This is a genomic window from Variovorax paradoxus (assembly GCA_016806145.1).
Classification (GTDB): Bacteria; Pseudomonadota; Gammaproteobacteria; order Burkholderiales; family Burkholderiaceae_C; genus Variovorax.
This window is the reverse complement of record CP063167.1, coordinates 954,040-968,787: the sequence shown is the minus strand read 5'-3', so window position 1 is coordinate 968,787 and position 14,748 is coordinate 954,040. Positions and strand designations below refer to the sequence as shown.

16 protein-coding genes and 1 pseudogene are annotated in these 14,748 nt (G+C 63.9%); 4 read left to right on the top strand and 13 right to left on the bottom strand.

Features of this window, described 5'->3' with window-relative positions; translation table 11 throughout:
* Window positions 1-89: 89 nt before the first annotated feature.
* The 9 genes from INQ48_35475 to INQ48_35435 form a co-directional block, all read right to left on the bottom strand.
* Window positions 90-593, bottom strand: a complete 504-nt coding sequence (locus INQ48_35475) for a hypothetical protein (protein ID QRF63094.1) — start codon at window positions 591-593, stop codon at window positions 90-92.
* On the bottom strand, window positions 590-2,263 hold the full coding sequence (locus INQ48_35470) for an IS66 family transposase (protein ID QRF63093.1): 1,674 nt from the start codon (window positions 2,261-2,263) through the stop codon (window positions 590-592). The genes INQ48_35475 and INQ48_35470 overlap by 4 nt, the downstream gene beginning before the upstream one ends.
* An 84-nt stretch (window positions 2,264-2,347) precedes the next feature.
* A complete protein-coding gene (gene tnpB / locus INQ48_35465; protein ID QRF62802.1) occupies window positions 2,348-2,686 on the bottom strand; it encodes an IS66 family insertion sequence element accessory protein TnpB in 339 nt (112 codons plus the stop codon).
* Window positions 2,683-3,078 carry a transposase gene (locus INQ48_35460; protein ID QRF63092.1) on the bottom strand — a complete coding sequence of 132 codons (396 nt, stop codon included), beginning with the start codon at window positions 3,076-3,078 and terminating at the stop codon, window positions 2,683-2,685. Before INQ48_35460 ends, tnpB begins: the two co-directional genes overlap by 4 nt.
* A 303-nt stretch (window positions 3,079-3,381) precedes the next feature.
* On the bottom strand, window positions 3,382-3,795 hold the full coding sequence (locus INQ48_35455) for a hypothetical protein (GenBank protein ID QRF62801.1): 414 nt from the start codon (window positions 3,793-3,795) through the stop codon (window positions 3,382-3,384).
* Window positions 3,796-3,861: 66 nt separating this feature from the next.
* Window positions 3,862-4,380 (bottom strand): acyloxyacyl hydrolase, encoded by a 519-nt coding sequence (locus tag INQ48_35450; GenBank protein QRF62800.1) that lies wholly within the window; start codon window positions 4,378-4,380, stop codon window positions 3,862-3,864.
* A gap of 489 nt (window positions 4,381-4,869) precedes the next feature.
* Window positions 4,870-6,474, bottom strand: a complete 1,605-nt coding sequence (locus tag INQ48_35445; GenBank protein QRF62799.1) for a phospholipase D family protein — start codon at window positions 6,472-6,474, stop codon at window positions 4,870-4,872.
* Window positions 6,475-6,495: 21 nt separating this feature from the next.
* Entirely contained in the window at window positions 6,496-7,245 is a 750-nt protein-coding gene (locus INQ48_35440; protein ID QRF62798.1) for an NAD(P)H-binding protein, read from the bottom strand.
* A 21-nt stretch (window positions 7,246-7,266) separates the two neighbouring features.
* The gene (locus INQ48_35435) at window positions 7,267-7,746 is read right to left on the bottom strand and encodes a carboxymuconolactone decarboxylase family protein (protein QRF62797.1); all 480 of its coding nucleotides are present in this window, start codon (window positions 7,744-7,746) and stop codon (window positions 7,267-7,269) included.
* Between the two features lie 522 nt (window positions 7,747-8,268).
* Between INQ48_35435 and INQ48_35430 the strand changes: the two genes are divergently transcribed.
* From INQ48_35430 to INQ48_35415, 4 genes and pseudogenes are all read left to right on the top strand, one after another.
* Entirely contained in the window at window positions 8,269-8,955 is a 687-nt protein-coding gene (locus tag INQ48_35430; GenBank protein QRF62796.1) for a response regulator transcription factor, read from the top strand.
* Between the two features lie 18 nt (window positions 8,956-8,973).
* Window positions 8,974-9,654 carry a response regulator transcription factor gene (locus INQ48_35425; GenBank protein ID QRF62795.1) on the top strand — a complete coding sequence of 227 codons (681 nt, stop codon included), beginning with the start codon at window positions 8,974-8,976 and terminating at the stop codon, window positions 9,652-9,654.
* 90 nt (window positions 9,655-9,744) lie between these two features.
* Window positions 9,745-10,386, top strand: coding sequence for a DedA family protein (locus INQ48_35420; GenBank protein ID QRF62794.1), 642 nt, complete (start codon window positions 9,745-9,747; stop codon window positions 10,384-10,386).
* 251 nt (window positions 10,387-10,637) lie between these two features.
* Window positions 10,638-10,884, top strand: a pseudogene (locus INQ48_35415) (transposase domain-containing protein).
* On the opposite strand, the gene INQ48_35410 reads toward INQ48_35415, so the two are convergent.
* The 4 genes from INQ48_35410 to INQ48_35395 form a co-directional block, all read right to left on the bottom strand.
* Complete coding sequence (locus tag INQ48_35410) at window positions 10,881-11,330, bottom strand: carboxymuconolactone decarboxylase family protein (protein ID QRF62793.1); 450 nt, start codon at window positions 11,328-11,330, stop codon at window positions 10,881-10,883. The pseudogene INQ48_35415 and the gene INQ48_35410 overlap by 4 nt on opposite strands.
* A gap of 146 nt (window positions 11,331-11,476) precedes the next feature.
* On the bottom strand, window positions 11,477-12,385 hold the full coding sequence (locus INQ48_35405; GenBank protein QRF63091.1) for a sigma-70 family RNA polymerase sigma factor: 909 nt from the start codon (window positions 12,383-12,385) through the stop codon (window positions 11,477-11,479).
* A 240-nt stretch (window positions 12,386-12,625) separates the two neighbouring features.
* Window positions 12,626-12,865 (bottom strand): hypothetical protein, encoded by a 240-nt coding sequence (locus tag INQ48_35400; GenBank protein ID QRF62792.1) that lies wholly within the window; start codon window positions 12,863-12,865, stop codon window positions 12,626-12,628.
* An 899-nt stretch (window positions 12,866-13,764) separates the two neighbouring features.
* Entirely contained in the window at window positions 13,765-14,700 is a 936-nt protein-coding gene (locus tag INQ48_35395; GenBank protein ID QRF62791.1) for an SDR family NAD(P)-dependent oxidoreductase, read from the bottom strand.
* Window positions 14,701-14,748: the final 48 nt, after the last annotated feature.

Here is a 14,748-nt window from a genome sequence, read left to right as displayed (position 1 = left end):
ATTGCCATCATCTGCGCAAGAACGACGCACCCTTTAAGCAGGTCCTTGGTGAGCGTCCAGTCATCCCATCTTGACCGGCCGCACGCGTGTCACTTGGACTGTAGCTGCGCTCCGACGTAGGCAACGCACTGCACGAGATTGAGGCAGGCCAGCAGCAGGTATTTCTCGGCGTCGGTTCTCACGGCCAGCAGGTCGTGCTCGCTGAGGTAGCCGTACACGAACGCCAGCAGGTAGCGCTCGGGGTGTTCGACGCAGGACTTCGTGATCATCTGCTCGACGAGGTCTGGCGGCACGCCCTCGGTGAACCTCATCGTCGCAGTCAGCCGCTGCAAACAGGTTTCCTGGACGTCTTCAGAGATTGTCGGCAAGGCGTGCCCGCAGTGCTTCATGGCCTGGAAGGCGACCAGCAGAACATAGATCGGGACCTCAAGCTGCAGCATGTCGACTCCGTAGCGAGGCAACACGAGGATGGAGGCCAGCAGGTTCGGTTGCTGGACGTAGATTTCGTCAGCCAGCTCAACCCTCTGCTGCGCGCTCATGCGGTCGACGTCGATGTTCGCCCGAACCATCACAGCCTGTGTGAGCAAGGTCATGGTGCCGCGCTGGATTCTGGCTGCCATCGGTGTGGCAGCAGTTCCTCGATCCGACTGCTGCGCTGCGTCGGCAGGCGCTGCAGCACGTCGCGCAGGTAGGCCCAGGGATCGCGCCCGTTCATGCGCGCCGACTGCACCAGGCTCATCACGATGGCCGCGCGCTGGCCAGCCAGTTCGCTGCCCACGAACATCCATGCCTTGCGTCCCATCGCCCACGGCTTGATTTGGCGCTCCAGGTGGTTGTTGTCGATGGCGACCGCGCCGTCGTCCAAGTGCCGCGTCAGCGCGGCCCAATGCCCCAGCGCGTAGTCGATGGCCTTGGCCGTCGGGCCGCCGTCGGCTACCAGCCGGCGCTCCAGTTGTAGCCAGTGTTTGAGCTCTTCCCACAGCGGCTTGGCAAGCCGCTGGCGCTGCGCCCGGCGCTCGTCATCGCTGAGCTCTTTGAGCTGTGCCTCGACCCCGTAGATGCGCGCGAAGCGACGCACCGCCTCCAGGCCCACCACGCTGGTGCCGTCGTGCGTCAGCTCTTCGAAGTTGCGGCGCGCGTGCGCGGCGCAGGCTGCGCCCAAGCGGTCCGGATACAGCCGCGGATCGACCACAGTCTCGTAGGCGCTGTAGCGGTCGGTCAGCAACGTGCCCGACCATCGCTTGCCGTATCGATCCTGGCCTCCCAGGAATTCCAACGGGTACTGCGCTCCGCGTCCCGGGCAGAACTGGTAGATCACACCAGGCACCTTGTCGTGCCAGCTTCTGGCGTAGGCCCAGATGTAGGCTCGGCGCGTCTTGCCCGCACCCGGGTCCAGCAGGGCCACTGGGGTCTCATCGGCGTGCAGCACTGCACAGCTGAGGATGAAGCGCCTGTGCGCCTCGTGCAGCGGCTCCAGCGCCGCACCGGCCTGGCCGGTGATGGATGCCAGCGTGGAGCGCGGTGTGTGCACGCCGCTGCGGGCGTTGATGGTCGCTTGCCGGTAGTAGGGCATGTGGTCCACGAAGCGACTGATCAGCGTGTGTGCGACGAAGCCACTGGCAGCGATACCGCCTTCGATGACCTCTGCCACGCTGGGCGCCTGGCGCAGCACCTGGCAGCAGCGGCAGGCCCACTTGCCGTAGATGTGGCGATGTACGAAGAACTCGGCAGGCACGATGTCCAGGCGCTCGCTGACCTCCTGGCCGATGCGCGTCATTGGGCGCCCGCAGCCGGGCTCCAGGCAGTCGGTGCGCTCGGGCTCATGGTGGTGTTCCACACGGCGCAAGTGATCGGGGAACGGGTTGCGGCGCGGCCGGCGCGGGGGCGCCTTGGTCGCCGTGTCCGAGGCAGCTGCGCCGGCTGCGGCCGTGGCGGCTTCACGCCGCAGCCGCTCGAGCTGCTCACGCAGGCCCGCCTCGTCCTCGGCCAGCGTCTCCTCGAACAGGCGGCGCTGCTCGGCATTCATGGCCTCGGACTTGGCGCCGAACTTCCAGCGCTTGAGCCTGGCCAGCTCGAAGGTGATCTTCTCGATCTTGGCCTCGCGCAGCGCGATCTCACGGTCCTTGCGCTGTAGCAGCGCGTCGCGCTCGGCAAGCTGCTTGTCCTGGTCTTGCAGGCGCTGGCGTAGCTGGGCAATCAGCGCGGCTGTCTCTGCGGACAGCTCGGATGGAATCGCAGAAGGAAGAGCGCGCGCGCCAAGCATGCTGTGCATGGTGCCAGAGCGTGCCGATGGAGCCATCGGCACATGCACTGTCAACGCGGGGCACGCGGCCTGGGCGTTAAGCCCTCAGGCCCGCGTGATGGCGCTCAGTTCGGGCAGACGCTGCCACGGCAGGCCCAGGACCAAGGCATCGAACTGCGCAGGTGTGAGCGACAGCAAGGGCGCTGCGTCGCTCGTGCCCGGCCAGACGAAGCGCCCCGCGTTGAGCCGGCGCGCCGCGCACCACACGCCGAAGCCGTCGTGCACCAGCAGCTTGACGCGCGTGCCGCGGGCGTTCGCGAACAGATAGCCATGGTGCGCCTGCGCTGCGCCGAAGACTTGCACGACGCGCGCCAACAGGCGCTCGGCGCCAGCGCGCATATCGATGGGTTCGGCCGCCAGCCACATCGCGTCGATGCGGATCATCGAAGCAACTCGCGCATCCAGGCCGCGCACTCGCTGGCCGCGCCGCCCGGCCAGGTCACCGTGACCGTCGTCGGTCCACGTCGCAGTTCGATGCGAATGTCTGGGGCCTGCGCAGATGGCGTCGGTGCCGACGTCGGTAAGCTAACCGGGACGAAGACGGTCTTGGGCTCTTGCGCCTTGGCTCCATCATCGACCTGCGCGCGCACGGCGTCGCTCGCTGGCTTCATCTCCGCCTCGTGCACCCATCGCCGGAGCAGATTGGCGTTGATGCCATGGGCCATCGCCACTGCGGCCATCGACATGCCAGGCTGCATGCAGGCAGCCACCGCATCCGCCTTGAACTCTTCGCTGTGGCGGCGCCGACGGCGGCCCCCCTCAAAAGCTGCAGGCATAGTGTTCACGAATCCACCTAGAGTTAAGTGGATTCGAGACTCCTATACCTCTTTCCGAAACTCAAGATGGGATGACTGGACGCTCACGGTCCTTGGCAAGTAGATTGCGTCGATGATGAAGCGCGGCGAGTCCATGTGCTCTACGACAAATGGTTCTTGCTGCCGATCCCGCCGCGCGGTACCAGCGTCGGCCTTCCGATGAATGCAACGCTCAAGCGCGTAATCGCAAGGCCCAGCGATGCGCCGGCCGAAGCGAACCAGGCGCGCCGAAGTGACGGATCTCCCGTCGATCTTCGAATATCTTTAGGCGCGCCTGCAAACCCCCGGCGCGAGATTCCGGATGGTCGAGCATGCTGCGGCGGGCCAGTCCGGCGCCGTCGCAGCGATCCGAGGCAGACTTTCACAGCAGAGCGCCAAGGCCACGCTCTGCCGCAGCAGCGCGACGCACAGAAGTACGTGCTGTCCGTGCTGCCGGGCGATCGTCGCCTCGAGTATCGCCGGGTCGCCGAGGCCGTGGGCCTCGTCGGGGTTGCGCTCGCCGTAACTGAGGCGGTCGAACTTTTCGTCGATCCATTGCTTGTTGCGACCAACGAGGAGATCGTATTCAATGCGGGGCGCCTGGATCGCTCGATCGTTTTCGACTCGCTCGACTACCTGCGGATCGCGCAGCCCAAGGTGAGGCCCCTGGCCCAAATCACCGTCGTAGGGCGAACCCACGCCGATGCGCTGAGGGCATTGAGCCTTCGATCAAGGGCTGCCGCCGTTCGAGCCCGGCGGGGCGTCTCAGAACCGATAGGCGTATCGCAAGCGAACGAAATTCTCGCCCGGGTTGGGCTTCTTGATCCCTGCGTTGGAGAAGTGCTGCAAGCGAAGAGACAACTCGTGCTCCTGGCGTGCGCCGAAGCTGTAGCCCATCCCGAGGACCTCAGTGAACTGGAAGGTGGTGCTGAACTCGCGCGTTGGTGTTCGGTAGACCCGATCCATCATGGTGGCACCGATGCCTGCCTCGGCGAACCAGCGGGAGGCGCCGTCGCTGAAGCGATAGCGTAAGGTAGCGATCGCACCGAGCTGAGAAAAGCTGCGGTGACCCTCCATTGCTGGGGCACGCCACTGGCTGACGAACAGGTCCCAGTTGAATGACAGCGGACCCTCGCGCAGCCGCGCCATAGGTGACCAGGGAACCAGTGCACCTGCAGCTGCGACGTTGGTGTTGTCACCACCGTGCAGTGTCTGGCCCGCCTCGACATAGCCGCCCCATTGCCTGTCGCCGTTTGCCCAAGCCGAGGGACTTGCGACGGTCATGCAGGCCGTCAAAGCAAGGACAGCCAGTTCCAGCCATGGCCTGCCCAACCGGCAGAATGTCCGTGGCTTCGATGACTTGGCAGGTGCGGCCGGCGCGGCGTCTCGCGGCCCGACCGACTGCGCAGGACAGCCAGTCATGTGCCCGGGTGCGAAGGCAGGAGCGGCTGGGCGGGCTGGTGTATGGTCGCTCGCGAGGACGCGGGCGTGGTGTCTCGTCTGGGGGGCGTGGTCGGCTGGACGTGTCATCACTGAAGGTGGGTCGGGGTTGCGCTGGACATTGGTACCGCGCGCGTAGCGCGAAGGCGAAGCGACGGATGCAAGGCGAAGGCCGCTGATGGAGGTACCTAGGGCTGAATCCCGTCTGCATCGATCTTCGTTGGCGCGTGTTCGTTGGTCATCGCTCGAAATAGATACCTTCCTCTCATTCAGCCGCGGGGTCCTGGCGCTACATGTAGGCCCCCTTCTCTGCCGGAGCGTCGTAAGGTGTCGCTAGAGCAACTCTTCGCCCACCAGCGGTAGCAGCAGCCAGTTCTTCAGCCGCAGCCACAGGAACTCGCCCGGAATGTCCTCGTGCACGACGTTCGCGCCTCTCTCGTCGAGTTCGACCCATTGCGTACGTCGGCCATCAGGCGCGAGTTGCAGGCGGTATCCTGGATGGGCACGCTTGGCTGACAGAACCGAGAGGTAGTCCGCCATGAGATCGCGGCTTTCGATCAGCAGTCCCGCTTCGGTGTTCAACGTCGCAGACCGATGGTCCAGGTTCATCGAGCCGATGAAGATGCGCTCGTCGTCGATGAAAGCAACCTTGCCATGCAGTCGGCTGATGGTCTTTCCGAAGTTGCCGAAGTGACCCGAGCGCGCGGTGTAATCGGGTGCGATCTCGTGGATGATTACCCCCGCTCGAAGCATCTCCGCCCGGTATCGCTCGTAGCCAGCATACGCAAGGGGTTCATCGGTGGCGCCCAGGGAATTGGTGACTACCTCCGTTTCTACGCCGCGCATGCGGTTTGCCCAAAGCATCTGCATGCCCTTCGGACCGGGAATGAAATAGGGCGAGTAGATGCGTGCAGTTCTGCGTGCGCTGCCGAATGCAGCGAGCGCATGCTCGGAGACGCTTCCTGCAAAGGCAGCCTGTGCATTGCGCTCGATCTTGTCCGGGTCGTCGGCGTAGAAGCGCGCCGGTGCCCAATAGCGCCGAACCTTCCCTGTCGCGAATTCCTGCCCCACCGGGACCTGGCCCAGCGAGTCGCGCGGCTGGATCGGCACGTCGGGCCGCGCCCGCCGCGCCAGTTCGTTGAAGCGCGCCTGGGCCGCTTCCGGCGCTAGCCGCGTGGGCACGATGTGACGGATCGTCCACGCATGCTCGCTGTTCCAGTAGCGGTCGAACGCGACCGACATCTCGCGCACCACTGGCCCGTTGCTCACCACGTCCATGTCGATGAAGTTGGCCGCGGTGCTGCGCATGAAGTACTCGTTGGCGATGTTGCGCCCGCCGGTCACCGCGAAGCTGTTGTCGGCCAGCAGCATCTTGTTGTGCATGCGGTGGTTGATGCGGCGGAAGTCGGGCAGCGACATCAGCAGCCGGGCCTCCAGCGAGCCCGCGCGCGAGGGCAGTGGGTTGAACAGGCGCACCTCCACGGTCGGGAACGCGTCTAGCGTGGCGAATAGCTCGTCCTCCCCGGCCGTGTAGAGGTCGTCCACCAGCAGCCTCACCCGCACGCCGCGTTCGGACGCGTCGCGCAGTTCGCGCAGCAGCAGCAGGCCCACGTCGTCGTTGGCGATGTGGTAGTACTGGACGTCGAGCGTGTTCTCAGCGTTGCGCGCCAGCGAGATGCGGGCGTCGAAGGCGAAGGCCGCATCGGGCAGTAGCCGGAAGCTCGAGATCGGACCGGCCCGACCGAGCGGTGCCGGGGGTGCCCCCTGGCGGGAGAGCTTACCGAGCGTGGTCTGACCCACGTCCGCCACCGCGTGGCTGGTGGCACGCACCGGTGGCAACGGAAGCGAGGTGCAACCGGCGAGCACTCCCAGAGCCAGGGTGGCGACGAGCCGGGTTCGATCCCGCCGCCGGTACCCCGCTATACCAGCCGTCGGCATTCCTGCTGCCGGCTAGCACGCTCATCGTGCCGGCGGACCCGAAAGCCACGCTTGCAGCGTCGTCGATCCGAGGCGGGGGGGAAGCGTAGGGACCAGCGTGTCGACCTCCAGCGGCATGCCAAAATAGCGCGCCTGCGGATCCGGCTTGACCGGGCGCGTATCGCCCTTGTGCCGCAGCACCTGCTGGATTGCGCTGGCCATGGACATCCGCTCGGGACCGGCGACCTCGAGGAATCCGCTGAGCTTACCGAGAGCGGCGTCGGCCAGCAGCGTCGCCACATCCTGCGCAGCCATGGGCTGCATGTCGGCTGCAGGCACGTGGATCTCGTTACCGACCACGCAGGACTGCGCGATAGCCTCCAGGAACTCCATGAACTGGGTGGCCTGCACGATGCTGTAGGGGCGGTTGGTGCCGATGACCAGATCCTCTTGCGCCTGCTTGGCGCGAAAATACCCGCTGTCCTGGAGGCGGTTCGTGCCGATGATCGACAGCAGGACATGGTGTGCCACCCCGGCCCTCTCCTCGGCGGCGAGCAGGTTGTGGCCTGCGGTGCGGAAGAATTCCATCACGGCCTCGTCGGACGTGTAGGGCGTGTTGGACACGTCGACCACGACCTGCGCACCCTCTAGGGCGGCGTCCAGGCCTTGTCCGCTCATGAGGTCGACGCCACTGGCCTGCGAGGCCGCGACGATCTCGTGGCCTCGCAGACGCAGGATATTGGACAGGCGCGAGCCGATCAGCCCGGAGCCGCCGATCACGACGATTTTCATGCTGCTGCTCCTGCGATCGGCTCAGGCGAACTTCGCCTTGTCCAGGCCGAAGGCCTTGTCGGCTGAGCCCGGCTCAGTACGGAAAGCGACGTTCAGCCGGTTCCATGCGTTGATTCCCATCACGTTGTAGGTCAGCTGGATCAGTTCCTTTTCCTCGAAGATTGCTCGCGCCGCTTCATAGTCGGCATCCGCCACGCCGTGCGCAGGCAGCGTCGTGAGGGCTTCGGTCCAGGCGAGCGCGGCGCGTTCGCGGGAGGTGAACAGGGGCGACTCGCGCCAGATCGCCAGATGGTGCAGGCGCTGCTCGCCCTCGCCGTGCAGCTTGGCCTGCTTCACGTGCATGTCGACGCAGAAGCCGCAGCCGTTGATCTGGGAGGCACGAATCTCGATGAGATGGAGCAGTCCTGTCTCAAGGGTGCCCTTGGCCGCCGAGAGGCTGAAATCCACCAGCTTCTTGAAGATTTCCGGTGACTGTTGCATGGCGCTGAGACGTTGGCTCATGATTATTCCTTGGTTGGTTGCCAGTTACCCTCTCAAGACGCATCGGGATGCATCGTTGTGACAGGATGAGAACTGGAATTGACAATATTTCCCCACCCCGTCTGCCTTCGGCTTGGACCGTCCGGCTGGTCGGCCGGTCCGGCACCGCGGGCAAGGGGTGATCGATGGTCTGTGCTGCGGTGGGCTGAGCTATCACTCCAACGAGGGAGTCGTATCCCAAATTTCGGCCCGGTTCCTCCCGTGCTTCCCGGGGCAGGCCGACCCGGTGCCCGCCTGGGCCCTGTGATCATTGCCGGGCCGGGGCCGACAGCCTTGGGCCTCAGTACCCGTAGGGCTTGCTGGACGCGCTGTTGGCGCGGGGCGTTCAGGAGTTGCGCTTTCGCTGCCAGGGACGCGGCAGGTGCTCGACCCGGTTGTTATGCGTTCTGAACGCCGGCTTAACAACGCTTGACAACGAATGACTGGATGCGAGGCGCTAACACGCCCACACTGGCTGCCACTCACCATTTCGGAGTCTGCCGCATGCAATCACAGGTTCAAAACAGGGCGACACATGTTCGGATCGATCATCCCGACCGGTACTTGGCGTGTGGCATTCGGGCCCTGCTGCGGGCACATGGCAACTACGAGGTTTCGGTCTGTTGCGATCCTGCGGGCGAGGTCGCGCACCCGGACCTGGTTCTGATCGACTACGACACGCTTTTCTCTGCCGGCTTCATTCTCCAGCGCCAGGCCCAGGCCCAGGCCAAAGGCTATGCACGAGGCCGGCCGCAGCCGCGGGTGATGGTCGTGGCTGACCGCTGCACGAGCTGGCAGGTACGCAAGGCGATCGATGCAGGTGTCATGAGCTACCTCACTGAGAACTGCAGCGCCGAGGAGATGCTGGCGGCGTTGCGGACTGTGGCCCTGGGGCAGCGGTATTTTCCGGTCGCCGTGGCACAGCAACTTGCAGACAGCCTGGCAATCCACGCGCCCACGCATCGGGAGCTGGCGGTGCTCAACTTGCTAGCCGACGGCTTGAACAACCGGGCTATCAGCCAGCAACTGTCGATTGGCGAGGGCACCGTCAAGACCCATGTCAAGGCACTCTTCAACAAGCTCCAAGTCCCCAGTCGGACCGCAGCTGTCGCGGCCGCCCAGCGCCTGGGCATGCTCTCGCGCGCCGCCGGCGGTATGGCCATGGGGGCCGGCCGCTCCTTGGCCGCCTGACGGAGGCGTTGCAAGGACATGACTCCGTCGAGAACGATATCCGTGCGTGTCTGCCATGACGATGCCATGGTCAGCGCCGGGCTTTTGGATATCCTGGAGCGGGCGCCAGGCGTCGAGGGCATGTCAGGAGAGGCACCTGACACCCGCGTCAGCGACGTGGTCGTGGCTAACTATTCCCGAGGGCTCGCGATGCTCGCGCCCACGGGAGCAAAAAATCCCCCCGACCTTGCCGCGCAGATTCCCACGGTGATCATCGTCACTCGACGTGCGGGCGAGATGGAGATCTCCCGAGCGCTTGCGCAGGGCGCCAGGGGCTACCTGCTTCGCCACTCGGATCCCGGCGAGCTTATAGACGCGGTGCGCTATGTGACCAACGGGGGGGTCCGATACCTGTGCCGCCAGTCGACCGTCATCCTCGAGCGTGGCGGACCGCCAGCGAATTTCACGAGCCGCGAGGAGGACATTCTCCGATTCCTTGTCGCAGGCGAGTGCAACAAGGGCATCGCGCGACAGCTGAACATTTCCGCCCACACCGTCAAATCTCATATCTCGACCATCTGCGCCAAGCTCCAGGCCGAATCTAGGTCGCAGATCGCCATGCTGGTCAACCAGCGCGGACTCATCACGCTCGATAGAACTGCCGGCCCACGTCACACGGGGGCTCGCCAATATTTGCCACCAAACGTCACCAGCCATTGAGCGAGCACGCCGCCGGCGCTGCGCCCAGCGCCGGGCTGGGCTCGCTCATGGCGCGAGCCAAGAAAGCTGCGACCCTGCCCTGGATGCCCGATGGAGACACTGGAATTACTCTCGACCTATGGCGTGGCGCTACTGTTCGTCTGGATCCTCCTCGAACAAGTCGGCGTGCCACTGCCGGCCTACCCCGTGCTGATCGTTGCTGGAGCGTTGCTCGGCCGCGGCGAGATGCAACTGCTCCACCTGATGCCCTCGGTGCTGCTCGCATGCCTGCTGTCGGACGGATTGCTGTACCTTGCCGGAAGGGTGTATGGGGAGCGCGTGCTCAAGAGGATCTGTCATTTGGCAGGGTCGTCCGCAGGTTGTCTGCGGGCTACCGAGGCGGTCTTTCGCCGTTTCGGACTGCCGACCCTGCTGTTCGCGAAGTTCATCCCTGGGTTCTCATCACTCATGACTTGCATGGCAGGCGTCATGGGCATGCGTGCCCGGGTGTTCATCGTGCTCGATTTGGTGGGATCGGCGCTCTGGGCAGGCAGCGCGCTGCTTCTCGGATGGAAGTTCCATGCCTCCCTGGACGACATCATCCACGTGTTCGAGACCATGGGGGCCTGGGGCATCGTGGCGCTCGTCTGCCTTGCGGCTGTGGCCATCGCCGGACGCCTGATCAGCAAACACTGCATTGGGCGCCGCTCCTCATTCGCCAAGGAGGAAGCCGATGCCGGCGCAGAGACTTGAGGTCATCGCGCATACACGGTGAGGTCGGCCCAATCCATCGGTTCCGAGTCGCCTGAAACGTTCAGCAGCTTCACGCTACTTCCTCGCGGGTCGAGTCGTGCATCGCCATCGCCCGATTCGACGGCCACGACGCCTGCCCGCAGGCTGCAGTAGCCGTGCGCTGCAGTTAGCCCAAGGCCTGCGCTGGCCCGATGAACTCGGACCGACTGGCCCTGACGTCGGTAGCCGGCGCGTATCTAAGCGAAGTCTGCGTCCGGCCAATCGCGCTAGGGTGGCAGAACTGGCTTGGCTGGCAGTTTGCGTTCGGACAAGCGGGCCGCAGCCATGATGAGCCTCATCCGCTCGGCCAAGCTCAACGAGCTCGACCCATGTGCGTACCTGCGCGACGCGCTTAAGCGCCTGCCGACGCAGCCGGCCTGCCGGAGCGGGCAGTTGATGCCGCATCAGTGGATAGAACTCACGAGCTTAGCGAACAGAGCTGCGCTTCGCAGCCGTTAAGCTTTCGCCCGCGGCTTCATTCGGAAGCTGATGCCCATACGGTTAATGGCGTTCATCGCGGCGATGGTTAGGGTCAGGTCGACTAAGTCCTTCTCGCCAAACACCGCCAACGCCGCCTCGTAGGCTTCATCAGACGCGTGTGTTTCGCTGACGCGGGTGACTTCCTCGGACCAGGCGAGGGCCGCTTGCTCTTGCTTCGAGAACAGGTACTCCGCTTCGTGCCACACCGGCACTAGGACTACTTTCTCTACCGACATTCCGCCGGTCATCAGGTCACGGGTGTGGATGTCGATGCAGTGGGCACAGCCATTGATCTGCGAGACTCGCAGGAACACCAGATGAACAAGCTGGCTGGGCAAGGACGTGCCAGAGGTGACGAAGTGATGGAGGCCACCGATGGCCTTGGCGCCCTCTGGGGATGCTTGAAACCAAACTGTGCGGGTCATGAAACGCTTTCTTCAAGTTGAGGTTGGAAGCGGCTGCAAGAGCAGCCTGGTACCAAGACGTTTGACGTGATCGCGTTGTGACAGTCGCAGGAAAAAAATATCGACCAGGCCTCAGGCTCCTGATGGCGGCGCGGTTGGCCCGCAGCTCATGCAAGGAGCAGCTTTTCCTTCAACGCTGCCAATTTCTCAGGATTCCGCTGGATGCGAACCCGAAAGATCTGAACATCGGTGAACTCGAATGCCTGCACCGAGTCAAGCGCACCTTCGAGGTAGCGCAGGAGTGACCACTCGCCATTCAGCGTGGCCAGCTCAAGTCGCATAGCGTTGCCGTGGCGAAGGTGCATTGCGTAGTAAAGTTGGGCGATGCGTTGAGCGCCAAACAAAGGCCTCGCAAAGCTTGGCCTGACGTCGCCAAAGTCGCCCATCATCTGCGATTCCTCTGCGAGCAGCCTCTTTATGCCTTCAAGGTTGCCGCTCGAAATTGCCTGAACAAGTCGTCGCAACAGTTCCAGCTGAGCCGCTGCTGGCATTGGCAAAGCCTTCATGCCCATTGATTCGCGCGCGTTCTCAAGCCGTTGCTTGGCTCTATGAACAATCTGCCGGGCGGAAGCTTTGCTTCGGCCAATGGCCCGGGCTACTTCTTCGTACTCAGCGTCGAACACCTCACGCAGCAAAAATGCGGCCCGCGCTTCCGGCGACAGGCAGTCTAGAAGTAGCAAGAAGGCGATGGACACATCGTTGGCGGTTTCATACGCTTGCTCAGGCGTGGTCGGCGCCTGTTCCAACAACGGCTCGGGAAACCACGCGCCCGCGTACGTGGTTCTTCGCAGTTTGGCGGCCCGAAGACGGTCAATTGCCATCCGCGTAGTCACGGTCACGAGCCAGGCTTCAGCATTCAAGACTTGGGTCTGGGACGACTTTGCCTCCTCATGCCAGCGCAGCCATGCGTCTTGCACTAAATCTTCTGCTTCCTGCACAGATGAAAGCATGCGGTAGCCAATAGCCATCAGCCTGGGACGCACGTTCGAGAACAATTCGGTAGATGCGGATGACATTGCGAGCAAGTCTAGTACCAGTATGAAGGTCAAGCTCCTCGGTGGGCGTGGCCAGGTGACGCACCTTCCCTTCGGGGTCGCTTGCGATTTCGGGCGTCGCCTCGAGACTCTACGTTGCGCATGGCGTGGGGGAGGAATGCCATCCCAGCGGGGAAGTCGCGTCGATCGCCGCCTATCTTCACATGCTGAGGGTTCGGCGAGATCGGACTGCTTTCCCCTCTTGATGAGCGTCCTGCGCCGTCATGCCCAGAACCGCCACCATGGCCTCTGGACGCCTTCCAAGGAAGCAAGCGTGATCGGGCCAGCCAGGGGCGAGTAGTGGATGTGGTACCCCCCACGCCGGCGCAGCTCCTTCTCCGCCTCGTGGGCCAGCCCATGGGCATGGCGATCGCCGCGCAGTGCCTTACGGCGTTGCTGTTGTGCGATCACGGCAAGGTCGCAATCACTCAATGCATAGATGTCTTGAAGATCGTCGGTCATGGCCTTTTGCTCCTTGGAGGCAGTGTGCCTTGAACATCGCTGCACCGCCTCTTACCAATGTCCTGATTTCAGGGCTTGATGCAGTTGCTAACGAGGGCTGGTTGGCGCAAGGCGCCTTTTGAGAGAGGCGCTGCTGTCCCCTTCGCACGGCGAGCGCCTCTTGCCACGTGCGTAGATTCAGGTAACGGGCAGGTATTCGCGGTGATCTCGATCTGTTTCGAACCCCCGGCATCCGGGAAGTTTGCGGGTCGACGGATCTGGACCGCGTCTGCTGCCGTCAGATGTCTCCTCGTCGCGGCCCTCCGGGCCGTTAACCCGTCAGTTGGGCCCCCGGCTGACGGGTTTTTCTTGGTCTACGCCATGGTGTCTCGATGGACGGGGAAGGGCGTCCTGCCCCGTTCGTTCGCGATGCAAGTAATGCGGCCAGGCGCAGGAGGAACTAACGCGATGATGCCTCGCGCGGCGAACTCCCGCAGCATCGTAGGGCAGCAGGAGGCACTGTCACTCCTGTCTAGATATGTTCGCCGCGCGCTTACGCGGCCGATCACGGAGGCCGCATTGAGCGACCGCGCCGGTCCAGCTGGATGGGTTTGAATTCGGCTCGCGCTACAGGAACATCTCGCCCGCGGCAGGCCGATTCATGGCCGAGCGTGCTGTGGCTAGGAAGAAAGTTGCAGATGAAGGTGCATCGGTGCATCGCATGTCGTCATGATGTACTGCCCAGACGTGGTGGCGAAGCTTACCGAGCAAGCGGCCCAGGCAAAGCGATGGTTGCGGTTGGTCGAAGTCGAACTCGAGGGTGAACAAGCCCTCGACATGAAGCCGATCAACCCGCGGTCGCTGGCGGCACCGTGCGTGGAGCGTGCAGACGATGCCGCTCGATGTCGCGTCGAAGTCCTCTAAAGGTTCGGCATCCCGGCCTCTGCGAGCAGTCGGTGACCCAACGCCCAGAGACGCTCGGCATTGTTGACGTCGACCGCGTACGGAGCGACACCTCCGCCGAAATTGCCCGGGCGTTGCTGGACGATCTGGGCCTCGTTGCAGTCCTCGAAATATCGTCCGCCGATGCCTGACAACAGGGGAGAGGCTGCCAGGAGCACGGAGGTGGCTGCCCCCTGGGCGATGCTTTTCTGGCGCTCGGGCGGGGTCTTCAGCCCGCCGGTGTATTTCTGCAGGTTAGTTGCGATGGCGCCGGGGTTCAGCGCATTGGCGGTGATGCCGTAGCCGACCCAGTGCTGAGTGAATGCGACCGCAGCCAACGCCAGTGCAGTCTTGCTTTGGCCGTAGGCCAGGAATGGATCGTAGGGGATGAACTGGAAATGGGGGTCGTCGAAGAACACAGGAGCGAACATATTGGCGCTCGAACTGAGAAAGACGACGCGCGCGTTCGCACCAGATCTCAACGCACCGCGAAGGCTCAGGGTCAACGCAAAGTGGCCAAGAAAATTCGTGGCAAATTGCCTTTCCCACCCCTTGCTTGTCCGCTCGAGTTGGGGCAGGGCCATGATGCCGGCGTTGTTGACCAGGATATGCAGGGGGCCGCTCCACTCCGCGCCGAATCGGTTGACGGATCCGAGGTCTTCTAGGTCGAGCACTGCGACGTCGATGCGCGCAAATGGGACGCTGGTGCGGATGGTATTTGCTGCCGAGTCGCCGGCGTCGCGGCGACGCACGGCCAGCGTGACTTCGGCGCCCGCGCGAGCGAGCGCGCGGGCGGTCTCGATCCCAATGCCCGATGAAGCGCCCGTCACGACGGCGCGCCGACCCGAAAGATCGACGCCCTGAAGCACCTCGTCGGCGGTGGAGTGAAATCCGAATGGTGTTGACAGCTTCATGGCCGGGTCCGTGGATGCAGGATGGCGACGTGCGTCGCCTGACACGTA

What these genes read in the sequence shown, in the direction of transcription:
- INQ48_35405 (QRF63091.1), bottom strand. Translation starts at nt 12,385, where the DNA reads ATGTCATCCGCATCTACCGAATTGTTCTCGAACGTGCGTCCCAGGCTG.
- INQ48_35475 (QRF63094.1), bottom strand. Translation starts at nt 593, where the DNA reads ATGACCTTGCTCACACAGGCTGTGATGGTTCGGGCGAACATCGACGTC.
- INQ48_35395 (QRF62791.1), bottom strand. Translation starts at nt 14,700, where the DNA reads ATGAAGCTGTCAACACCATTCGGATTTCACTCCACCGCCGACGAGGTG.
- INQ48_35470 (QRF63093.1), bottom strand. Translation starts at nt 2,263, where the DNA reads ATGCTTGGCGCGCGCGCTCTTCCTTCTGCGATTCCATCCGAGCTGTCC.
- INQ48_35430 (QRF62796.1), top strand. Translation starts at nt 8,269, where the DNA reads ATGCAATCACAGGTTCAAAACAGGGCGACACATGTTCGGATCGATCAT.
- INQ48_35440 (QRF62798.1), bottom strand. Translation starts at nt 7,245, where the DNA reads ATGAAAATCGTCGTGATCGGCGGCTCCGGGCTGATCGGCTCGCGCCTG.
- INQ48_35450 (QRF62800.1), bottom strand. Translation starts at nt 4,380, where the DNA reads ATGACCGTCGCAAGTCCCTCGGCTTGGGCAAACGGCGACAGGCAATGG.
- INQ48_35425 (QRF62795.1), top strand. Translation starts at nt 8,974, where the DNA reads ATGACTCCGTCGAGAACGATATCCGTGCGTGTCTGCCATGACGATGCC.
- INQ48_35400 (QRF62792.1), bottom strand. Translation starts at nt 12,865, where the DNA reads ATGACCGACGATCTTCAAGACATCTATGCATTGAGTGATTGCGACCTT.
- INQ48_35445 (QRF62799.1), bottom strand. Translation starts at nt 6,474, where the DNA reads ATGCCGACGGCTGGTATAGCGGGGTACCGGCGGCGGGATCGAACCCGG.
- INQ48_35460 (QRF63092.1), bottom strand. Translation starts at nt 3,078, where the DNA reads ATGCCTGCAGCTTTTGAGGGGGGCCGCCGTCGGCGCCGCCACAGCGAA.
- INQ48_35410 (QRF62793.1), bottom strand. Translation starts at nt 11,330, where the DNA reads ATGACCCGCACAGTTTGGTTTCAAGCATCCCCAGAGGGCGCCAAGGCC.
- INQ48_35435 (QRF62797.1), bottom strand. Translation starts at nt 7,746, where the DNA reads ATGAGCCAACGTCTCAGCGCCATGCAACAGTCACCGGAAATCTTCAAG.
- tnpB (QRF62802.1), bottom strand. Translation starts at nt 2,686, where the DNA reads ATGATCCGCATCGACGCGATGTGGCTGGCGGCCGAACCCATCGATATG.
- INQ48_35420 (QRF62794.1), top strand. Translation starts at nt 9,745, where the DNA reads ATGGAGACACTGGAATTACTCTCGACCTATGGCGTGGCGCTACTGTTC.